Annotated in this window: 13 protein-coding genes and 1 pseudogene; 11 read left to right on the forward strand and 3 right to left on the reverse strand. The window is 65.7% G+C overall.

The window, feature by feature from the left end; genetic code table 11:
• Nucleotides 1-844 (reverse strand): transglycosylase domain-containing protein (locus VG320_RS24285; RefSeq protein ID WP_327202608.1); only part of this gene is annotated, 844 nt, incomplete at its 3' end.
• A gap of 301 nt (nucleotides 845-1145) precedes the next feature.
• Between VG320_RS24285 and VG320_RS24290 the strand changes: the two genes are divergently transcribed.
• From VG320_RS24290 to ugpQ, 8 genes are all read left to right on the forward strand, one after another.
• Nucleotides 1146-2165 (forward strand): pilus assembly protein PilM, encoded by a 1020-nt coding sequence (locus VG320_RS24290; RefSeq protein ID WP_327202609.1) that lies wholly within the window; start codon nucleotides 1146-1148, stop codon nucleotides 2163-2165.
• The gene (locus VG320_RS24295; protein WP_327202610.1) at nucleotides 2162-2821 is read left to right on the forward strand and encodes a fimbrial assembly family protein; all 660 of its coding nucleotides are present in this window, start codon (nucleotides 2162-2164) and stop codon (nucleotides 2819-2821) included. The genes VG320_RS24290 and VG320_RS24295 overlap by 4 nt, the downstream gene beginning before the upstream one ends.
• A 129-nt stretch (nucleotides 2822-2950) precedes the next feature.
• Nucleotides 2951-3682 (forward strand): hypothetical protein, encoded by a 732-nt coding sequence (locus VG320_RS24300; protein WP_327202611.1) that lies wholly within the window; start codon nucleotides 2951-2953, stop codon nucleotides 3680-3682.
• On the forward strand, nucleotides 3679-5283 hold the full coding sequence (gene pilQ / locus VG320_RS24305; protein ID WP_327202612.1) for a type IV pilus secretin PilQ: 1605 nt from the start codon (nucleotides 3679-3681) through the stop codon (nucleotides 5281-5283). The genes VG320_RS24300 and pilQ overlap by 4 nt, the downstream gene beginning before the upstream one ends.
• 152 nt (nucleotides 5284-5435) lie before the next feature.
• Nucleotides 5436-5990, forward strand: coding sequence for a shikimate kinase (locus VG320_RS24310; protein ID WP_327202618.1), 555 nt, complete (start codon nucleotides 5436-5438; stop codon nucleotides 5988-5990).
• 73 nt (nucleotides 5991-6063) lie between these two features.
• Complete coding sequence (aroB, locus tag VG320_RS24315; RefSeq protein WP_422662214.1) at nucleotides 6064-7146, forward strand: 3-dehydroquinate synthase; 1083 nt, start codon at nucleotides 6064-6066, stop codon at nucleotides 7144-7146.
• A 145-nt stretch (nucleotides 7147-7291) separates the two neighbouring features.
• Nucleotides 7292-8500, forward strand: a complete 1209-nt coding sequence (locus VG320_RS24320; RefSeq protein WP_414696111.1) for a deoxyguanosinetriphosphate triphosphohydrolase — start codon at nucleotides 7292-7294, stop codon at nucleotides 8498-8500.
• Nucleotides 8501-8542: 42 nt separating this feature from the next.
• Nucleotides 8543-9301 (forward strand): glycerophosphodiester phosphodiesterase, encoded by a 759-nt coding sequence (gene ugpQ / locus VG320_RS24325; RefSeq protein ID WP_327202613.1) that lies wholly within the window; start codon nucleotides 8543-8545, stop codon nucleotides 9299-9301.
• A 46-nt stretch (nucleotides 9302-9347) separates the two neighbouring features.
• On the opposite strand, the gene VG320_RS24330 is transcribed toward ugpQ, so the two are convergent.
• On the reverse strand, nucleotides 9348-9725 hold the full coding sequence (locus VG320_RS24330; protein WP_327202614.1) for a DUF883 family protein: 378 nt from the start codon (nucleotides 9723-9725) through the stop codon (nucleotides 9348-9350).
• A gap of 430 nt (nucleotides 9726-10155) precedes the next feature.
• On the reverse strand, nucleotides 10156-10881 hold the full coding sequence (locus VG320_RS24335; protein ID WP_327202615.1) for an OmpW/AlkL family protein: 726 nt from the start codon (nucleotides 10879-10881) through the stop codon (nucleotides 10156-10158).
• Nucleotides 10882-11069: 188 nt separating this feature from the next.
• Here VG320_RS24335 and VG320_RS24340 point away from each other — a divergent pair.
• The 3 genes and pseudogenes from VG320_RS24340 to VG320_RS24350 all read left to right on the forward strand — a co-directional run.
• Nucleotides 11070-11759: pseudogene (locus VG320_RS24340) on the forward strand (transposase); the annotation flags it as partial.
• Between the two features lie 707 nt (nucleotides 11760-12466).
• A complete protein-coding gene (locus VG320_RS24345) occupies nucleotides 12467-17167 on the forward strand; it encodes a glutamate synthase-related protein (protein WP_327202616.1) in 4701 nt (1566 codons plus the stop codon).
• Between the two features lie 111 nt (nucleotides 17168-17278).
• Nucleotides 17279-17879, forward strand: a 601-nt coding sequence (locus VG320_RS24350) for an FAD-dependent oxidoreductase (protein ID WP_327202617.1), incomplete at its 3' end; no start/stop codon positions are given.

The raw sequence follows: 17879 nt of genomic DNA on the forward strand, positions 1-17879 counted from the left end.
GACCCTTGACCACGAGCGGCTGCGCGGCGGCCTCGTCGTACTGTTGCTGGGTGATGTAGTGCAGCTCCAGCATGCGCTCCAGGATGTACTCCTGACGAACCTTGGCGCGCTTGGGATTGACGACCGGGTTATAGGCCGACGGCGCCTTGGGCAGACCCGCGAGCATCGCGCATTCGGCGAGCGTCAGGTCTTTCAGATCCTTGCCGAAGTACACGCGCGCGGCGCTTGCGAAGCCATAGGCACGCTGTCCCAGATAAATCTGGTTCATGTAGACCTCGAGGATCTGGTCCTTCGAGAGCTTCGACTCGATCTTGTAGGCGAGCAGCATCTCGTAGACCTTGCGCGTGTAGGTCTTTTCGCTCGACAGGAAGAAGTTGCGCGCCACCTGCATGGTGATCGTGCTCGCCCCCTGCGACGCGTGGCCGTTGGTGAGCGCCACGATGCCCGCGCGCGCGATACCGGTGAGATCGACGCCGCCGTGCTCGTAGAAGCGCGCGTCCTCGATCGCGAGAATCGCGTTCTTGAGATTGCCCGGCACGTCCTGGAAATGGACGATGTCGCGCCGCTCTTCGCCGAATTCGCCGATCAGCACATGGTCGCGCGTATAGATGCGCAGCGGCACCTTGGGCCGATAGTCGGTGAGCGCGTCGAGCGAGGGCAGGTTGGGCGTGGCGACGATCAGTGCATAGCCGAGCACCAGCGCCACGCTGGCGACGGCCCCCACGAGCAGTACGAACAAGCCGATGAGCAGCCGCGCCCACCAGGGCCGGCGGCGCTTTTTGGGCGCGGCGGGTTCGGGCGGCGTGGACGGCGGAACGGACGAGTCAGGCTGGGCTTCTTGCATACGGACACCGGAAAAACAGTCCCGCGATTATAGCCGCCCGCCTGGATGTGCTTTCGGAATGCTTACGTCTACCGAAAGGCGGGCCGGGAAGGGGGCGCGGGGACTGCGCTGAGGCACTGGAGGTATAGGAGCACTCTAGCCGCGTCTCGAATGCGCGAGAAGGCCGGCGGTGGGACTTGCCGCAAACGCGTCGCAAAGATTGGCCATCTGGCCGAGTGTTCGGCATCGGCGCGACTTCGCACAATTTCTCCCAGGGTGCGCCGCGAAGGGTTCGCGGCGCCACGCACAAGGGAGGAAGGCGATGAGCCTGCTCAATCCGCTGTTGTTGGGGGCGCGCCGTTACGCGGCGGGCGTCGATGTGCACGCGCGCGGCGTCACGCTGGCCGTGCTGAGCCAGCGCGTGTTCGGAGGCGGGCCGCTGCGCATCGAATGGCTGGGCCGCGTGCCGCTCGCGCGCGAGGCGCTGTCGGGCGCGCAGATCGTCGACCGCGCAGCGCTGGTGGCGGCATTGCAGGCCGCCTTCGGCGCGTTGCCGCGTGCCTGCGCCGAAGCATCGCTGCGCTGCGCGATGGCGCTGCCCACCGGCTCGACGCTGATGGCGTCCGTGCCGCTTGCACGGCTGGCGTCCGGCGCCGTTGGCGCCCCCGGCGCGCGCACCCGCGTCGACGCCTCGGGCCTCTTTACGGAGCTGGAGCCGCTGGTGCTGGCCGAAGCGGAGCGCGTCGCCGGTATCGAGCGTCACGAGCTGGCGGTGGACTGGCGCGTGGGACCGTTGACGCTCGATTGTGGCGTGGCCTCGGCGCACGAAGCCAAAGTCATGATCGCGGCCACCGCGCGTGCCTATCTGGAGTCGCGCATCGAATGCGCGGCGATGGCAGGCGTGGCGCTGTGCGCGATGGACGACGAGGCCCACGCCGCGCTGCGCGCGATGCGCCACGCGGCGGCGTTCGAGTTGCCGCCGCACGAGCCGTGGGCGGCGCTCTGGGTAGGCGCGGACGGATTGCACGGCTGGTTCGTCGTCGACGATTGCGTCGCCCGCACCATGCGCTTCCCGGCGCTGGAGCATGCCGATCTCGTCGAGGCGCTGCGCGACCTGGCGGGCCGCGAGCAGACCGGTTGCGCGCTCGTGGCCGGTGATATCGGCTTGCTGCATGGCGTGAACTTCTCGCTTGCCGATATCGGCGACGTGCTGGGTTGCCCGGTGCTGCCGTTCGAATGCGCGCCGCTGGCGGACGCCGACTTCCCGCTCGACGCGCAACTGCTGCACGACCCGGCGTGCGCGGTGGCGTTTGGGCTGGCGATGCGCGGGGTGCATGAATGAAGACCGCGACTAACGTGGCCGTAGTGGCCGTTTGGCAGGGCTTCAATCTGCTGCCGTGGCGCCTGGCCGCCGTGCGGCGCTTGCGCCGGCGGCGCGCGCTCGAATGGCTGGCGGCGCTGCTGATCGGCGGGGCGCTGGGTTGCCTCGCGGCGGGCTGGCAGATCGTCGAACGTAGTCGTGCCCATACCCAGCGCGAGGCGATCGAACAGCAACTGGTGCAACTGGGCGCGCCGCTTGGCGAGGCCAGGCGGCTCGCGCGCGAAGCGGACGAGCGCGCGGCTGCGCTGCGCGAGGCGCAACAAAAAGCGAAACCGCTCATGCGTCTGTTCGTGCTTATCGAGGCGCTGGCGCGGGTACGCACGGAAGGCGTCGTGCTCGATCAGCTCATTCAGCATGCCGATGAAACCGAACTCCAGGCAAGCGCCACTGATGAAGCCGCCGCCGACGCCTGGCTCGAACGCCTGCATACGCTGCGCGATATCGAAGCGGTCAATGTGCGCGAAATGAAGCGCGAGACCCCGGGCAGACAGGCGCAAGGCACAACGCACGGCGCCCCGATCCATGTGGCGGCGCGACTCGTCTGGAAAGGCGCTGCGGCGAAAGTGCAGAACAAGGCCGCCGCGGTGCGCGGCGTCAGCGCGACGGGGGCGAAATGATCGATTTGAGTCTGGGTGCGGCGCTGTGGCATGGCTGGCGGCCCCTGCATGCATGGAGCGCGCGCCGTCGCGCGGGCACTGCGTTGGCGCTAGGATTTGCCGCCAGCCGTGCTGGCGGTCTTTACCTGCGTGACGACAGACGTAGGCGGCGCGGAAACCGCGCACGTCGCGCTAACCGAGGCCCAGGCCCGGCTCGTGAGCGCGCGGCAATTGCTGGCGCGTCTGCCAGCGTTGCAGCGCGACGCGCGGGACTGGCCGCAGCGCCCGCACAACGGCAACGTCGCCGACGACATGCGCAACGTCTCGCAACTCGCCGCACTTGCCGGTCTTGCGCTGATCGCCCTGGAACCTGCCGCGCCGGGCGGCGCCAAGGCGCAGGCGTTTCGCGCGACGAAACTGATGGCGCAAGGGGACTTCGCGCAACTGCGAGATTTCCTCGACGGTCTTGCGGAACTGCCCGAACTCGCCGTGCCGATGGAGCTGTCGCTCAGGCGCGGTGCAAACGGCCTCGCCATTTCGGCGCTGCTGCAGGTGTTCGACGGTTTGCCCGCCGTGGCGTTTGCGGACGACGTGATCGAGGGTGGCGCATTTGCCGATCGCGCCGATCCGTTTGCGGATCGCGCTCTGCGTTTCGGTAGCGGCTCAAGCGAAACGGGCGAAGAACGTCCGCTGCGGCTCGCGGGCATGCTGACGGAGCGCGGGCGCGCCGTCGCTCTCGTCGAAACGGCCGACGGGACGACAGCCGTGCAGGCGGGCGCGATGCTCGCGGGTGCGCGCGTGCTGGAGGTGAGTCCGGCGCGCGTGGTGCTCGCGGTCGATGGCGCGACGCAGACGCTCGACTGGGCGAAGGAGGCACGATGACGACGCGCCACGCACTCGCCCTGATCTGCGCATTGTTCGCATCGGCCCTAAACGCGGCGGTGCCGCCACCGCTTCCTGCGTGGCACATGGCGGCGACGCCGGTGGCGCGCTATGAAGCGCCGCCCTTGCCCGAAGGCGAGCCGGTGCCGACGGGCTGGGTCGCGAATCCGTTCACCGAAGGCGTAGATACCGCCAACACCGGCGAAGCCGACCAACATGCGCCGACCACCGCCCCCGCCGCATCGCAGGCGTCCACGCCACAACCCCAACCCACCGCCGCGGAATCACTGGAAGGGCCGCCGACCCCGCTGCCCGACGTAACACGTCTGAGCGACCCGAACGCTGCGCCCGACGGCCTGCCGCCCGACCGCCCGATCTCGCTGAACTTCCAGCGCGCGGAACTCACGTCGGTGCTGCATGCGTTCGCGCAGTTCACGAAGCTCAATATCGTCGCCAGCGAGCGTGCGCGTGGCCAGGTTACGCTGCGTCTGGACCGTGTGCCGTGGCGTGCCGCCTTCGACTTGCTGCTCGCCTCGAATGGCCTGGCGCTGGAGCGGATCGGCAAGGTACTGTGGGTCGCGCCCGCAACCGAGCTTGCCGCGCGAGAGCGCCAGCGCTTCGAGGCCCATGCCCGCGCCGCCGATCTGGAGCCGCTCGCGAGCCGCGCTTTCGAACTGCAATACGCGCGCGCCGAAGACCTGCGCAAGCTGCTGACCGGGGCGGGCACGCAGCGCGCACTGTCGAAGCGCGGCGCCGCCGTGGCCGACACGCGCTCCAATCTGCTCTTCGTCACCGATCTGCCCGCGCGGCTCGACCAGATCGCCGCGCTGATCCAGCGTCTGGACGCGCCCGCGCGCCAGGTGTTGATCGAAGCGCGCATCGTCGAAGGCGACGAAGGCCTGTCGCGCGAGCTGGGCGTGCGCCTGGGCGTGACGCCGGTGGCCGCGGACGGCACGACGCGCGGCTTGCGTGGCGGCACGGGGGAAAGTGGGGATAGTGGCAGTAGCAGCGCGGGCAGGATCTACGACCTCGGCGCGGGCGCGTTGAACGGCTTCGGCGCCGCGCAGCTCGGCCTGACCCTGCTGGCCGCGCGCGCCACGCGTCTGCTCGATATCGAATTGAGCGCGCTTGAAGCCGAAGGGCGTGGGCGTGTCGTGTCGAGTCCGCGCGTGGTCACTGCTGACCGCACCAAGGCCGTTGTCGAGCAGGGCACCGAACTGCCGTATCAGGCCAAAGTCGGCCAAGGCGTTTCGGGCGTGCAATTTCGGCGCGCCAGCCTGAAACTGGAGGTCGAGCCGCAAATCACACCGGACGGCCGCGTGATTCTCGATCTCGATGTGGCCAAGGACAGCGTGGGCGAGCAGACCGCCGCGGGGCCTGCGATCAACACCAAACATGTGCAGACGCGCGTGGAAATCGAGGACGGCGGAACGGTCTCGATTGGGGGTATCGACGCGAGCGATGACCGGGATGATGTGACGCGCGTGCCGCTCCTGGGCAAAATACCGGTTTTGGGCGCACTTTTTTCGCATCGCGCACACTGGGACAAACGCAGCGAACTGGTGGTCTTTATCACGCCGCGCGTTGTCAGTGCGGATTGATCGATGCCCGTGCACGGATCGCGCAAGATTCGGCCCCAAAAGAGAAAAAAGCTGCGCAGGACGGCCCAAAGGGGCCGGACCGTGCGGTCCGCAGGCTCGACAACGCCGCCGCTTTGCCAGTAAGCTGCTGCACCAATCTTTTGTAGGAAACGCTGCAAGTGCGGGACGCAAACGCCAATGTATTTTTCGTAGGGCTCATGGGCGCCGGTAAGACGACCGTGGGCCGGGCGGTCGCGCGCCGGCTTGAGCGTCCGTTTTTCGACTCGGATCACGAGGTCGAAGCGCGCACCGGCGCGCGCATCCCGGTGATCTTCGAACTTGAGGGCGAGGCGGGTTTTCGCGACCGCGAGGCCCAGATGATCGAAGAGCTGAGCGCGCGCGAAGGCATCGTGCTCGCCACCGGCGGCGGCGCGGTGCTGCGGCCCGAGAACCGCGCGGCGCTCAAGGAACGCGGCTTCGTCGTCTATCTGCGCGCCCATCCGCACGATTTGTGGCTGCGCACGCGCCGCGACAAGAACCGGCCGCTGCTGCAGACCGAAGACCCCAAAGGGCGCCTCGAAGCGCTCTACGAACAGCGCGACCCGCTTTATCGCGAGGTTGCGGACTTCGTGATCGAGACCGGCCGGCCGTCGGTGAACGGCCTCGTCAATATGGTGCTGATGCAGCTCGATATGGCTGGTGTCCTGCGCTCCCCGGCGAGCGAGTAGCGGATTTTTCACGCACTCGCTCCTCACCGCCCGGTCTCACCGAAGCGCCCCACACTTTGAACTACTGCCTGGCATGATTACCGTCAACGTCGAACTGGGCGACCGCGCCTACCCCATCCACATCGGCTCCGACCTGATCGGCCAGACGGCGCTGTATGCGCCGCATATCGCCGGCAAGTCGGTGACGATCGTGACCAACACTGTCGTCGAACCGCTGTACGGCGAGAAGCTGCGCGCCGCGCTCGCGCCGCTCGGCAAGGATGTTCACACCGTCGTGCTGCCCGACGGCGAGGCGTTCAAGAACTGGGAAACGCTCAATCAGATCTTCGACGCGCTGCTCACCTCGCGTGCGGATCGCAAGACCACGCTGATCGCGCTGGGCGGCGGCGTGACGGGCGACATGACCGGCTTCGCGGCGGCCTGCTACATGCGCGGCGTGCCCTTCATCCAGGTGCCCACGACGCTGCTTTCGCAGGTCGATTCGTCGGTGGGCGGCAAGACCGGCATCAATCATCCGCTTGGCAAGAACATGATTGGCGCGTTTTACCAGCCGCAGGCCGTGATCGCCGATATCGGCGCGTTGCGCACGCTGCCTGCGCGCGAACTGGCGGCGGGCGTGGCCGAAGTCATCAAGACGGGCGCGATCGCCGACGCGGAGTTCTTCGGCTGGATCGAGGCGAACGTCGAAGCGCTCAACCGCTGCGAGCCCGCCGCGCTCGCGCACGCGGTCAAGCGCTCGTGCGAGATCAAGGCTTCCGTGGTGGCCGCCGACGAGCGCGAAGGCGGCCTGCGCGCGATCCTCAACTTCGGCCACACCTTCGGTCATGCGATTGAAGCGGGCCTCGGCTACGGTGAGTGGCTGCACGGCGAGGCCGTGGGCTGCGGCATGGTGATGGCCGCCGATCTGTCGGTGCGCATGGGCATGCTCGACGAGGCGTCGCGCGAGCGTCTGGTGCGCGTGATCAAGGCGGCGCATCTGCCGGACGTCGGCCCGGCGCTGGGCGCCGATCGTTACGTCGAACTCATGCAGGTGGACAAGAAGGCCGAAGGTGGCGCGATCAAGTTCATCCTGCTCAAGCGCTTCGGCGAGACGCACATTGGCCTCGCGCCCGACGAAGCCGTGCAGGCCACGCTGGCGGCTACGGTCAAAGGCTGATACGCCAGTGCGCCGTGCCATGCCGGTACGGCGCGCAAAATTTGCAGTGCCGATGTAGTTCCGAAGTTGAGCTGAATTGAGCGGAGCGGCGGCCCACGCCCACGAGGCTGCGGCCGTCCGCTTTGCGATCCGTGCGGAGGAACCGTTGAGCGACACCCGCAGCGACATGCACGCGCTGGCCGAACAGGCCCGCGCCGCAGGCAACACCGAACCGACCGACTCCGAATTCGAAACGGGCCTCGCGCCCTACGCGGCGCATTCGCCGCAGTCGCGCGGGCGCCGTTTCGCCGAGCCGCCGCCCGCCGCGCGCAGCGAATTCCAGCGCGACCGCGACCGCATCGTCCATTCCACGGCGTTTCGCCGGCTCGAATACAAGACTCAGGTGTTCGTGAATCACGAGGGCGACCTGTTTCGCACGCGCCTCACGCACAGCCTCGAAGTCGCGCAGATCGCGCGTTCGGTGGCGCGCAACCTGCGGCTGAACGAAGACCTCGTCGAAGCGATCTCGCTGGCTCACGACCTTGGCCATACGCCGTTCGGCCATGCGGGGCAGGACGCGCTCAACGAATGCATGCGCGATCACGGCGGCTTCGAGCACAACCTGCAAAGCCTCGCTGTCGTCGATGAGCTGGAGGAGCACTATGGCGCATTCGACGGCCTGAATCTCTGCTTCGAGACGCGCGAGGGCATTCTCAAACACTGTTCGCGCGAGCATGCGCGCCAACTGGGCGAACTGGGCGAGCGCTTTCTGCTCGGGCGTCAGCCTTCGCTCGAAGCGCAGATCGCCAATATCGCCGACGAAATCGCCTACAACAATCACGATGTGGACGACGGACTGCGCTCCGGTCTGATCACCATCGAACAACTCGCCGAAGTCGAGCTCTGGCAGACCCATTACGAAGCCGCGCGCGCTGAATTCCCGCAGATAGAAGGGCGGCGGCTCGTGCATGAAACCGTGCGGCGCATCATCAATACGCTGATCGTCGACCTGATCGGCCAGACCCGCCGCAATCTCGCCGAACACGCGCCGCGCTCGCTCGACGACGTGCGCGCCGCGCCGCCGCTGGTCGCGCACAGCGAACACATCGCCGCGCAGGCGGCTGCGCTCAAGCGCTTTCTCTACCGCAACCTGTATCGCCACTATCGCGTGATGCGCATGGCGAACAAGGCGCAGCGCGTCGTGAAGGGCCTCTTCGACGCATTCAGCGACGATCCGCGCCTGTTGCCGCCCGCGTACCAGACGCCGGACCCGGCGGCACAGCCGCGCCTGATCGCGCATTACATCGCGGGCATGACCGACCGCTACGCGCTCAAGGAATACCGGCGGCTGTTCGTGGTCGCCGATGAAGTCTGAGCTGGCGTGTCGGGCTATCTGAAGCTATCTGGAGTTTTTACGATGAAAACCTGGCCGTATCCGCGCGTCGCCGCCCACCGTGGCGGCGGCACGCTCGCGCCCGAGAACACGCTCGCGGGCCTGTGCGTGGGCGCGGGCTTCGGGCACACGATGGTGGAGTTCGACGCCAAACTTTCCGCCGATAACATCGCTTTCCTGCTGCACGACGATACCGTCGAGCGCACTTCGAACGGACGCGGTGCGGCGGCGCAACTGCGCTACGCGCAGATTGCCGCGTTCGATGCGGGTAGCTGGTGCGATCCGCGCTTCGAGGGCGAGCACATGCCGACGCTCGCCGAGACGGCGCAGTGCTGTCGTGAGGAAGGGCTGGCGGCCAACGTGGAGATCAAGCCCTGTGCCGGGCGGGACAAGGATACGGGGCGCATCGTCGGCGCGGAGACGGCGAAGCTTTGGCTCGGCAAAAAGTCCGCAGCCGGTTTGCCGCCGTTGCTGTCGTCGTTCTCGTTCGAGGCGCTGGCAGCCGCGCGCGAGGCCGCGCCGGATCTGCCGCGCGGCCTGCTGTTCGAGCGCGTGCCCGAGAACTGGCGCGAGCAGACCGAGGCGCTCGGTTGCGTCTCGCTGCACGCGAGCCATCGACATCTGGATCAGGCGCTCGTTGCGCGCATCAAGGAAGCGGGGCTGTTCGTCCTCGCCTATACGGTCAACGAACTGGAGCGCGCACGCGAGCTGGCGAGCTGGGGCGTGGACACGATCTGCACCGACCGCATCGATCTGATCGGTCCGCACGCGCTCGACGGCTGAGCGTCGAGGCGCGTACGTTCAGGCGCAAGATGCCGCGCCCGGCGGCTTAACGGCAGCGCGCGAGGATCGCGCCAGCGACCAGCGCGACGCCGCCCACGATGGCGATCGCCTGCCACGGGTTGGCGTGCACGTAATCGTCGGCATTTTCCATCGCTTCGCCCGCACGCTCGCGCGCGGCGCTTTGGGCGACCGCCAGGCGTTCGCGGGCGGCGTCGAGGCGTTTGCGAACGTCCGCACGCAGCGCCTGGGCGTCGGCCTGCGTGCCTTCGCCGAGGCTCGTTTCCAGTTCGCCGAGCAGATCTCGCAGTTCGTCGGCGATATCGGCGGCGGCGCTGCGGCCGCGGCGCGCAATGCGCTTCGCATGGCGGCCCGTGCGGGTCCAGGATTCTCCGAGGGCGTCTCGAGTGTTCGGGAATGCGCTCATGAATGGCTCCGTTTTGGCAATCTCAGGTTCTGGGGCTCTTGGCGTCCGCACGAAAAAGGGCAGGACGCGCGAGAAGGAGTCCGAGTATTGCGCAAATCGGGTGCCTGACGCGGCAAGGTGCGCATATGAAAAATCGCGCGGGTCCGTCTTGCGCGGCCTCGGTAGCCGTTGTGGCGGGCTTTCCCGGGCTTGCTTTGCGCTTTGTTTGCGACAAATGATTACGGGGACAGCACGGTTTTTCCCAGAGGCATAGAATCAGGAAAAGCCGACGCGGCTGTCAGGAAAGTCGTCAGGAACAACCGGTGCTGGATCAGGAGGGCGCAGGAGCGCGGGCGGTAGAGGGAGGCGGAAGCCGCACTCCGTCGGATGCCGCGAGGGCGGGACGGAGGCGGCCAAAGAAGGCAGGGCGATGCCGGAAGCGCGAGGCGCTTCAGAACATGTAGCCGACCTTCAGATACGTCACGAGCGGGTTCAGGTGAATCTTCGCTTCGGCCTTCTGCGAGACTACGCCGATGATCGTCTGCTTCTGGGTGTTGAGCGTCGCGATCACGCTGACCGGAATGTAGGAAAGCGAGAAGCCCGCGAACCAGTGCTTCGTGAAGTTGTAGTTAAAACCGACATTGAATACCGGCGCCCAGGAACTGTCCGTCGAAACGCTGGTCGGACCCCCAAGCGCAGGACTGTTGATGAAGTCGCTGTTGGTGATCTTCGCGTCCGTGAACGAAACGTGCGTGACGCCGATGCCCAGATACGGATGGAACTTCGCCTCGGGCTTGTTGAAGTAGTACTTGAACAGAAGCGCCGGGCTCCACAGCTTCGCGGAGCCAAGCTTGCCGTAGGTGCCGAGCGAGCCTTCGCCGTTCAGGTCGAATTTGGGCGGAATGCCCAGTTCGACTTCCGTGGCCAGGTGGTCGGTGATGAAGTAACCGAGGCTGAAGCCGAAGGTATCGGAACTGCCGATGCCGGCGCCGGTGCCCGGAAACGCCTCATTGACTGAACGGCCGCCAACGTCATCGATCTTGAGAGGATCGCTGCCGTCCTGCGGCGCGAAATGGAACCACCCCGTTGTAACGTAGAACGTGTTGGCCGTTTGCGCGTGAGCCCCCGACATGCAGGCGAGCGCGGCGACTGATGCCAGCGCCTGTTTTAATTTCATATATGTGCTCCTCCATTAAAGGCCCGCTCATTATGAACACAACGTTTGCAACAAACCATATGCGACCGTTAGAGCTTTTTCCCTAAGCGCCGCGAGGTCTCCGCTTAAGTCGAACGCCCGCGAGAACAAGCGCTGGCGCGGCCTTGGCGGGTCTGCGGGTATTCACCAACGGACCAGGAAAATCGAGCATGGCACGGCTTGCACGTCTTTATGTTCCCGACCAGCCGCAGCATGTGATTCTGCGCGGACTGGATCAGCAGCCCGCATTCGTCGACGACCAGGACTACGAACTGTTCATCGACTGCCTCAAGGCAGCGGCGCGCGATCACCACCTTGCGGTGCATGCCTGGGTCTTGATGCCCGGCGCGGTGCAACTGCTCGTCACGCCATCCGACGAAGCCAGCCTTCCCAAGGCGATGCAGGCGGTCGGCAGGCGCTATGTGGCCCACTTCAACCGCCGTTACGCGCGGCGCGGCACGCTCTGGGAAGGGCGCTACCGCGCAACCGTCATCGAAGGCGAGCGCTTCTTCCTGCTGGCGAGCCGCGTCGTCGAGCTGGCGCCGGTGCGCAGCGGCCTTGTTGCGCAGGCGGAGGACTATCGATGGTCGAGCTACCGGCATCACATCGGCCTGACCGTCGACAGCCTCATCACCGACCATCCGCTCTACTGGGCGCTCGGCAATACGCCGTTCGAGCGCCAGCGCGCCTATCGCGAACTCTGCGAGCAGCCGTTCGACGAGCGCGAGACCAATCAGCTGATGCAGGCCACGCTCAAGGGCTGGGTGCTCGGCAGCGATACCTATCGCGAGTGGGCTTCGCGCACGGCAAACCGGCGCGTTTCGCCGTTGCCGCGTGGGCGCCCTCGCAAGGTGCGCGAGCCAGCTGCGTCTGCGGGCGCGGGCCCGGCGGGCGCCGCGGGTGCGCTGGGGGCGGCGCCTACGGCCTCGGCTGGCACGACGAGCGCGGGCGCCGTTGCGACGGGTGGCAATGCGGGTGCCGGTCCAGGTGGAAATGCGGGCGGCAACGCTGGCGGACAGGTCGCCCCGCACCCAACATCATCGGGCCCTTTTTCGTCACCACCAGCGGGTGCGCAGCCCGCACCGAGCGCGAGCGGCCACTCCGGCAGCCACGCGGGTAGTGGTAGCGGCGCAACGCCAGGGGCAAATACGGGTAGTTCGAGCGGCCATTCTGCGGGTTCGTCGCCATCGGGCTCCGGCAGCGCTTCGAGCACTCCACCGGCCCACCACGGCCACAAGCCGGGCACGGGTACCCACTGATCTCGTTGTAAATCAACGTTTTACGAACAAAAACGGCATCTCCGGATGCCGTTTTATTTTGCCCAATTATGATGCGGCCCCAATAAAAAGACGTCGCAATGCACCATGACGATAATTGGGGTCTAAACATGCACTTTTATTTGCATGCCCTTGATTCGTCGCGTATATTCGCCTTTCGGCTCTCCTGGACGCACAACGCGGGAAGCCTGCATCGCCCGCGCAACGCCGTACAGCGGTCACGCAAGCGGCGGGAAAACAAAGTACGGAATCAACGGCCATTCCCCTGGCCCCTCTAGGACGGTGTCCCCATGAACGATCACCTGCAGCGCGCCGCGGTGCCCGCCGCGCAAGGTCTGTATGACCCGCAAAACGAACACGACGCCTGCGGCGTCGGCTTCGTCGCCCATATCAAGGGCAAGAAGAGCCACGAAATCATTCAGCAAGGCCTGAAGATTCTCGAAAACCTCGACCACCGGGGCGCCGTCGGCGCCGATCCGCTGATGGGCGATGGCGCGGGCATCCTGATCCAGATTCCGGACGCGTTCTACCGCGAAGAGATGGCCCGTCAGGGCGTGACGCTGCCGCCGTTCGGCGAGTACGGCGTCGGCATGATCTTCCTGCCGAAGGAACACGCCTCGCGTCTGGCGTGCGAGCAGGAACTCGAGCGCACGGTGCGCGCAGAAGGGCAGGTGGTGCTGGGCTGGCGCGATGTGCCGGTCGACCACGCCATGCCGATTTCGCCCACGGTGAAGGCCAGCGAGCCGCTGATCCGCCAGATCTTCATCGGCCGCGGCAAGGACGTGATGGTCACGGACGCGCTGGAGCGCAAGCTGTATGTGATCCGCAAGACCGCGAGCCACCGTATCCAGGCGCTCAAGCTCAAGCACGGCAAGGAATACTTCGTGCCGTCGATGTCGGCGCGCACGGTTGTCTACAAGGGCCTGCTGCTGGCCGGTCAGGTCGGCGTGTACTACCGCGACCTGCAGGATGAGCGCGTGGTGTCGGCGCTGGCGCTTGTGCACCAGCGCTTCTCGACCAACACGTTCCCGGCGTGGGAACTGGCTCACCCGTACCGCATGATCGCCCACAACGGTGAAATCAACACCGTGAAGGGCAACGTGAACTGGCTGAACGCCCGTACCGGCGCGATCGCCTCGCACGTGCTGGGTGACGACCTGCCCAAGCTGTGGCCGCTGATCTACCCGGGCCAGTCCGACACCGCTTCGTTCGACAACTGTCTCGAACTGCTGGTGATGGCCGGCTACCCGCTCGTCCACGCGATGATGATGATGATCCCGGAAGCCTGGGAACAGCACACGCTGATGGACGAGAACCGCAAGGCGTTCTACGAATACCACGCTGCGATGATGGAGCCGTGGGACGGCCCCGCTGCAATCGCCTTCACCGACGGCCGCCAGATCGGCGCGACGCTCGACCGTAACGGTCTGCGTCCGGCGCGCTACATCGTCACGGACGACGATCTGGTCATCATGGCGTCGGAAGCCGGCACGCTGCCTATCCCTGAGTCGAAGATCGTCAAGAAGTGGCGTCTGCAGCCGGGCAAGATGTTCCTGATCGACATGGAACACGGCCGCATCATCGACGACAAGGAACTCAAGGACAACCTGGCCAACGCCAAGCCGTACAAGAGCTGGATCGACGCCGTGCGCATCAAGCTCGACGAGATCGAGCCGAAGGCGGAAGACGTCGCGACCGCGCGCGCTGAAGCCGCCGCGCTGCTCGACCGTCAGCAGGCGTTTGGCTACACGCAGGAAGACCTGAAGTTCCTGATGGCGCCGATGGCGATGTCGGGTGAAGAGGCTGTCGGTTCGATGGGCAACGACTCGCCGCTGGCGGTCATGTCCAACAAGAACAAGACGCTCTACAACTACTTCAAGCAGCTGTTCGCGCAGGTCACCAACCCGCCGATCGACCCGATCCGCGAAAACATGGTGATGTCGCTCGTGTCGTTCATCGGCCCGAAGCCGAACCTGCTGGACACGAACAACATCAACCCGCCGATGCGTCTCGAAGTGTCGCAGCCGGTGCTCGACTTCAAGGACATCGCGAAGATCCGCGCGATCGAGCAGTACACGGGCGGCAAGTTCAGCAGCTACGAGCTGAACATCTGCTATCCGGTGGCCTGGGGCAAGGAAGGCATCGAAGCGCGCCTCGCGTCGCTGTGCGCGGAAGCTGTCGATGCGGTCAAGTCGGGCTACAACATCCTGATCGTCTCGGACCGCCGTGCTGACCGCGACAACGTCGCGATTCCGGCACTGCTCGCTACCGCCGCGATCCACTCGCACCTGGTCGAACACGGCCTGCGTACGAGCACGGGTCTGGTCGTGGAAACGGGTTCGGCGCGTGAAACGCACCACTTCGCGCTGCTCGCGGGCTTTGGCGCGGAAGCCGTGCACCCGTACCTGGCGATGGAAACGCTCGCGCAGATGGCGACCGGCCTCAAGGGCGATCTGTCGGCGGATAAGGCTGTCTACAACTTCACCAAGGCAGTGGGCAAGGGCCTGCTCAAGGTGATGTCGAAGATGGGCATCTCCACGTACATGTCGTACACGGGCGCGCAGATTTTCGAAGCCGTGGGTCTGGCTGACGATCTGATCGCCAAGTACTTCAAGGGCACGGCGTCGAAGGTCGGCGGCATTGGCCTCTTCGAAGTGGCGGAAGAAGCGATCCGTCTGCACCACGACGCTTTCGGCGACAACCCGGTTCTCGCCAACATGCTCGACGCGGGCGGCGAATACGCATTCCGCGTGCGCGGCGAAGACCACATGTGGACGCCGGACGCGATCGCCAAGCTGCAACATTCGGCACGCAGCAACTCGTATCAGACGTACAAGGAATACGCGCACCTGATCAACGATCAGACGAAGCGCCACATGACCTTCCGCGGCCTGTTCGAATTCCGTCTGGACCCGGTGCGCGCCATCTCGATCGACGACGTTGAACCGGCCAAGGAAATCGTCAAGCGCTTTGCGACTGGCGCAATGTCGCTCGGCTCGATTTCGACCGAAGCACACGCCACGCTGGCTGTCGCGATGAACCGTATCGGCGGCAAGTCGAACACGGGCGAAGGCGGCGAAGACGAGAAGCGTTATCGCAACGAACTGCGCGGCATTCCGATCAAGAACGGCGACACGATGCGTTCGATCATCGGCGAAGAAGTCGTCAAGGACATCCCGCTGAAGGATGGCGACTCGCTGCGCTCGAAGATCAAGCAGGTGGCTTCCGGCCGCTTTGGCGTGTCGGCGGAGTACCTGTCGTCGGCTGACCAGATCCAGATCAAGATGGCGCAGGGCGCGAAGCCGGGCGAAGGCGGTCAGCTGCCGGGCCACAAGGTTTCGGAATACATCGGCAAGCTGCGTTATTCGGTGCCGGGCGTGGGCCTCATCTCGCCGCCGCCGCACCATGACATCTACTCGATCGAAGATCTGGCGCAGCTCATTCACGATCTGAAGAACGTGAACCCGGTTTCGTCGATTTCGGTGAAGCTGGTGTCGGAAGTGGGCGTGGGCACGGTGGCAGCGGGCGTGGCGAAGGCCAAGGCCGACCACGTCGTGATCGCCGGTCATGACGGCGGCACGGGCGCCTCGCCGCTGTCGTCGCTCAAGCACGCTGGCACGCCGTGGGAACTGGGTCTGGCGGAAACGCAGCAGACCCTGGTGCTGAACCAGCTGCGCGGCCGTATCCGCGTGCAGGCCGACGGTCAGATGAAGACGGGCCGCGACGTGGTGATCGGCGCGCTGCTCGGCGCAGACGAATTCGGCTTTGCGACGGCGCCGCTCGTCGTCCAGGGCTGCATCATGATGCGCAAGTGCCACCTGAACACCTGCCCGGTCGGCGTTGCGACGCAAGATCCGGTGCTGCGCGCGAAGTTCTCGGGCCAGCCCGAGCACGTCGTCAACTTCTTCTTCTTCATCGCTGAAGAAGTGCGCGAAATCATGGCGCAACTGGGTATCCGCAAGTTCGACGATCTGGTCGGCCGCGCGGATCTGCTCGACACGCGCCGTGGCGTGGAACACTGGAAGGCCAAGGGTCTGGACTTCTCGCGTGTGTTCTATCAGCCGCTGGTCGGCGAAGAAGTGGCACGCAAGCACGTCGATACGCAAGACCACGGTCTGGACAAGGCGCTCGATCACACCCTGATCGAGAAGGCCCGCGCCGCGCTGGACAAGGGCGAGCACGTCTCGTTCATCCAGCCGGTGCGCAACGTGAACCGCACGGTCGGCGCGATGCTCTCGGGCATGGTCGCGAAGAAGTACGGCCACGACGGTCTGCCGGAAGACTCGATCCACATCCAGTTGAAGGGCACGGCGGGTCAGAGCTTCGGCGCGTTCCTCGCACGCGGCATCACGCTGGATCTGGTGGGCGACGGTAACGACTACGTCGGCAAGGGCCTGTCGGGTGGCCGCATCATCATCCGTCCGACCAACGACTTCCGCGGCAAGTCCGAAGAAAACATCATCTGCGGCAACACGGTGATGTACGGCGCACTCGAAGGCGAAGCCTTCCTGCGCGGCGTGGCGGGCGAGCGTTTCGCGGTGCGTAACTCGGGCGCGACGGCCATCGTCGAAGGCACGGGCGACCACGGCTGCGAATACATGACGGGCGGCACGGTAGTCGTGCTGGGCGAAACGGGCCGTAACTTCGCGGCGGGCATGTCGGGCGGTATCGCCTACGTGTACGACCCGGAAGGCACGTTTGCCGGCAAGTGCAACAAGTCGATGGTCGCGCTCGATCCGGTGCTGCAACAGGCCGAACAGGAACGCACTGTGGACCGCGCGCTGTGGCACGCGGGCCAGACCGACGAAGCGCTGCTCAAGGGACTCGTCGAGCGTCACTTCCAGTTCACCGGCTCGCCGCGTGCGAAGGCGCTGCTGGAAAACTGGGATGCGGCACGCCGCCAGTTCGTGAAGGTATTCCCGACGGAATACAAGCGCGCACTGGGCGAAATCGGCGCGAAGAAGGCAAACCAGGAAGAACTGGCCGCCTGATTCCCGTCTGATTCCAGCACTGACGACTCATAGACGAAGCGCCCGCTGCGCACTTGATGCAGCGGCGGGCGCGGTCCCCCTCACCGAATAGATTAGATAGACGAGAACCAAATGGGTAAGGCAACCGGTTTTCTCGAGTTCGAGCGCCAGCATGAGGCGTACGAAGCACCGCTCACGCGCGTGAAGCACTACAAGGAATTCGTCGCGGCGCTCTCCGACGCCGACGCGAAGGTCCAGGGCGCACGTTGCATGGACTGCGGCATCCCGTTCTGCAACAACGGCTGCCCGGTCAACAACATCATTCCGGACTTCAACGACCTCGTGTTCCGCCAGGACTGGAAGAACGCGATCGAAGTCCTGCACTCGACCAACAACTTCCCCGAGTTCACGGGCCGCATCTGCCCGGCGCCCTGCGAAGCGGCGTGTACGCTCGGCATCAACAACGACCCGGTCGGCATCAAGTCGATCGAGCACGCGATCATCGACAAGGCCTGGGCCGAAGGCTGGGTCGCGCCGCAAGTGCCGAAGCACAAGACGGGCAAGAAGGTCGCGGTGGTCGGTTCTGGCCCCGCGGGTCTGGCTACGGCCCAGCAACTGGCGCGCGCCGGTCATGACGTGACCGTGTTCGAAAAGAACGATCGCGTCGGCGGCCTGCTGCGTTACGGCATCCCCGACTTCAAGCTGGAAAAGTGGCTGATCGATCGCCGCATGC

It is taken from the genome of Paraburkholderia sp. (assembly GCF_035948235.1).
Taxonomy (GTDB): domain Bacteria; phylum Pseudomonadota; class Gammaproteobacteria; order Burkholderiales; family Burkholderiaceae; genus Paraburkholderia.

What these genes read in the sequence shown, in the direction of transcription:
- VG320_RS24295 (WP_327202610.1), top strand. Translation starts at nt 2,162, where the DNA reads ATGAAGACCGCGACTAACGTGGCCGTAGTGGCCGTTTGGCAGGGCTTC.
- ugpQ (WP_327202613.1), top strand. Translation starts at nt 8,543, where the DNA reads ATGAAAACCTGGCCGTATCCGCGCGTCGCCGCCCACCGTGGCGGCGGC.
- VG320_RS24345 (WP_327202616.1), top strand. Translation starts at nt 12,467, where the DNA reads ATGAACGATCACCTGCAGCGCGCCGCGGTGCCCGCCGCGCAAGGTCTG.
- aroB (WP_422662214.1), top strand. Translation starts at nt 6,064, where the DNA reads ATGATTACCGTCAACGTCGAACTGGGCGACCGCGCCTACCCCATCCAC.
- pilQ (WP_327202612.1), top strand. Translation starts at nt 3,679, where the DNA reads ATGACGACGCGCCACGCACTCGCCCTGATCTGCGCATTGTTCGCATCG.
- VG320_RS24290 (WP_327202609.1), top strand. Translation starts at nt 1,146, where the DNA reads ATGAGCCTGCTCAATCCGCTGTTGTTGGGGGCGCGCCGTTACGCGGCG.
- VG320_RS24330 (WP_327202614.1), bottom strand. Translation starts at nt 9,725, where the DNA reads ATGAGCGCATTCCCGAACACTCGAGACGCCCTCGGAGAATCCTGGACC.
- VG320_RS24335 (WP_327202615.1), bottom strand. Translation starts at nt 10,881, where the DNA reads ATGAAATTAAAACAGGCGCTGGCATCAGTCGCCGCGCTCGCCTGCATG.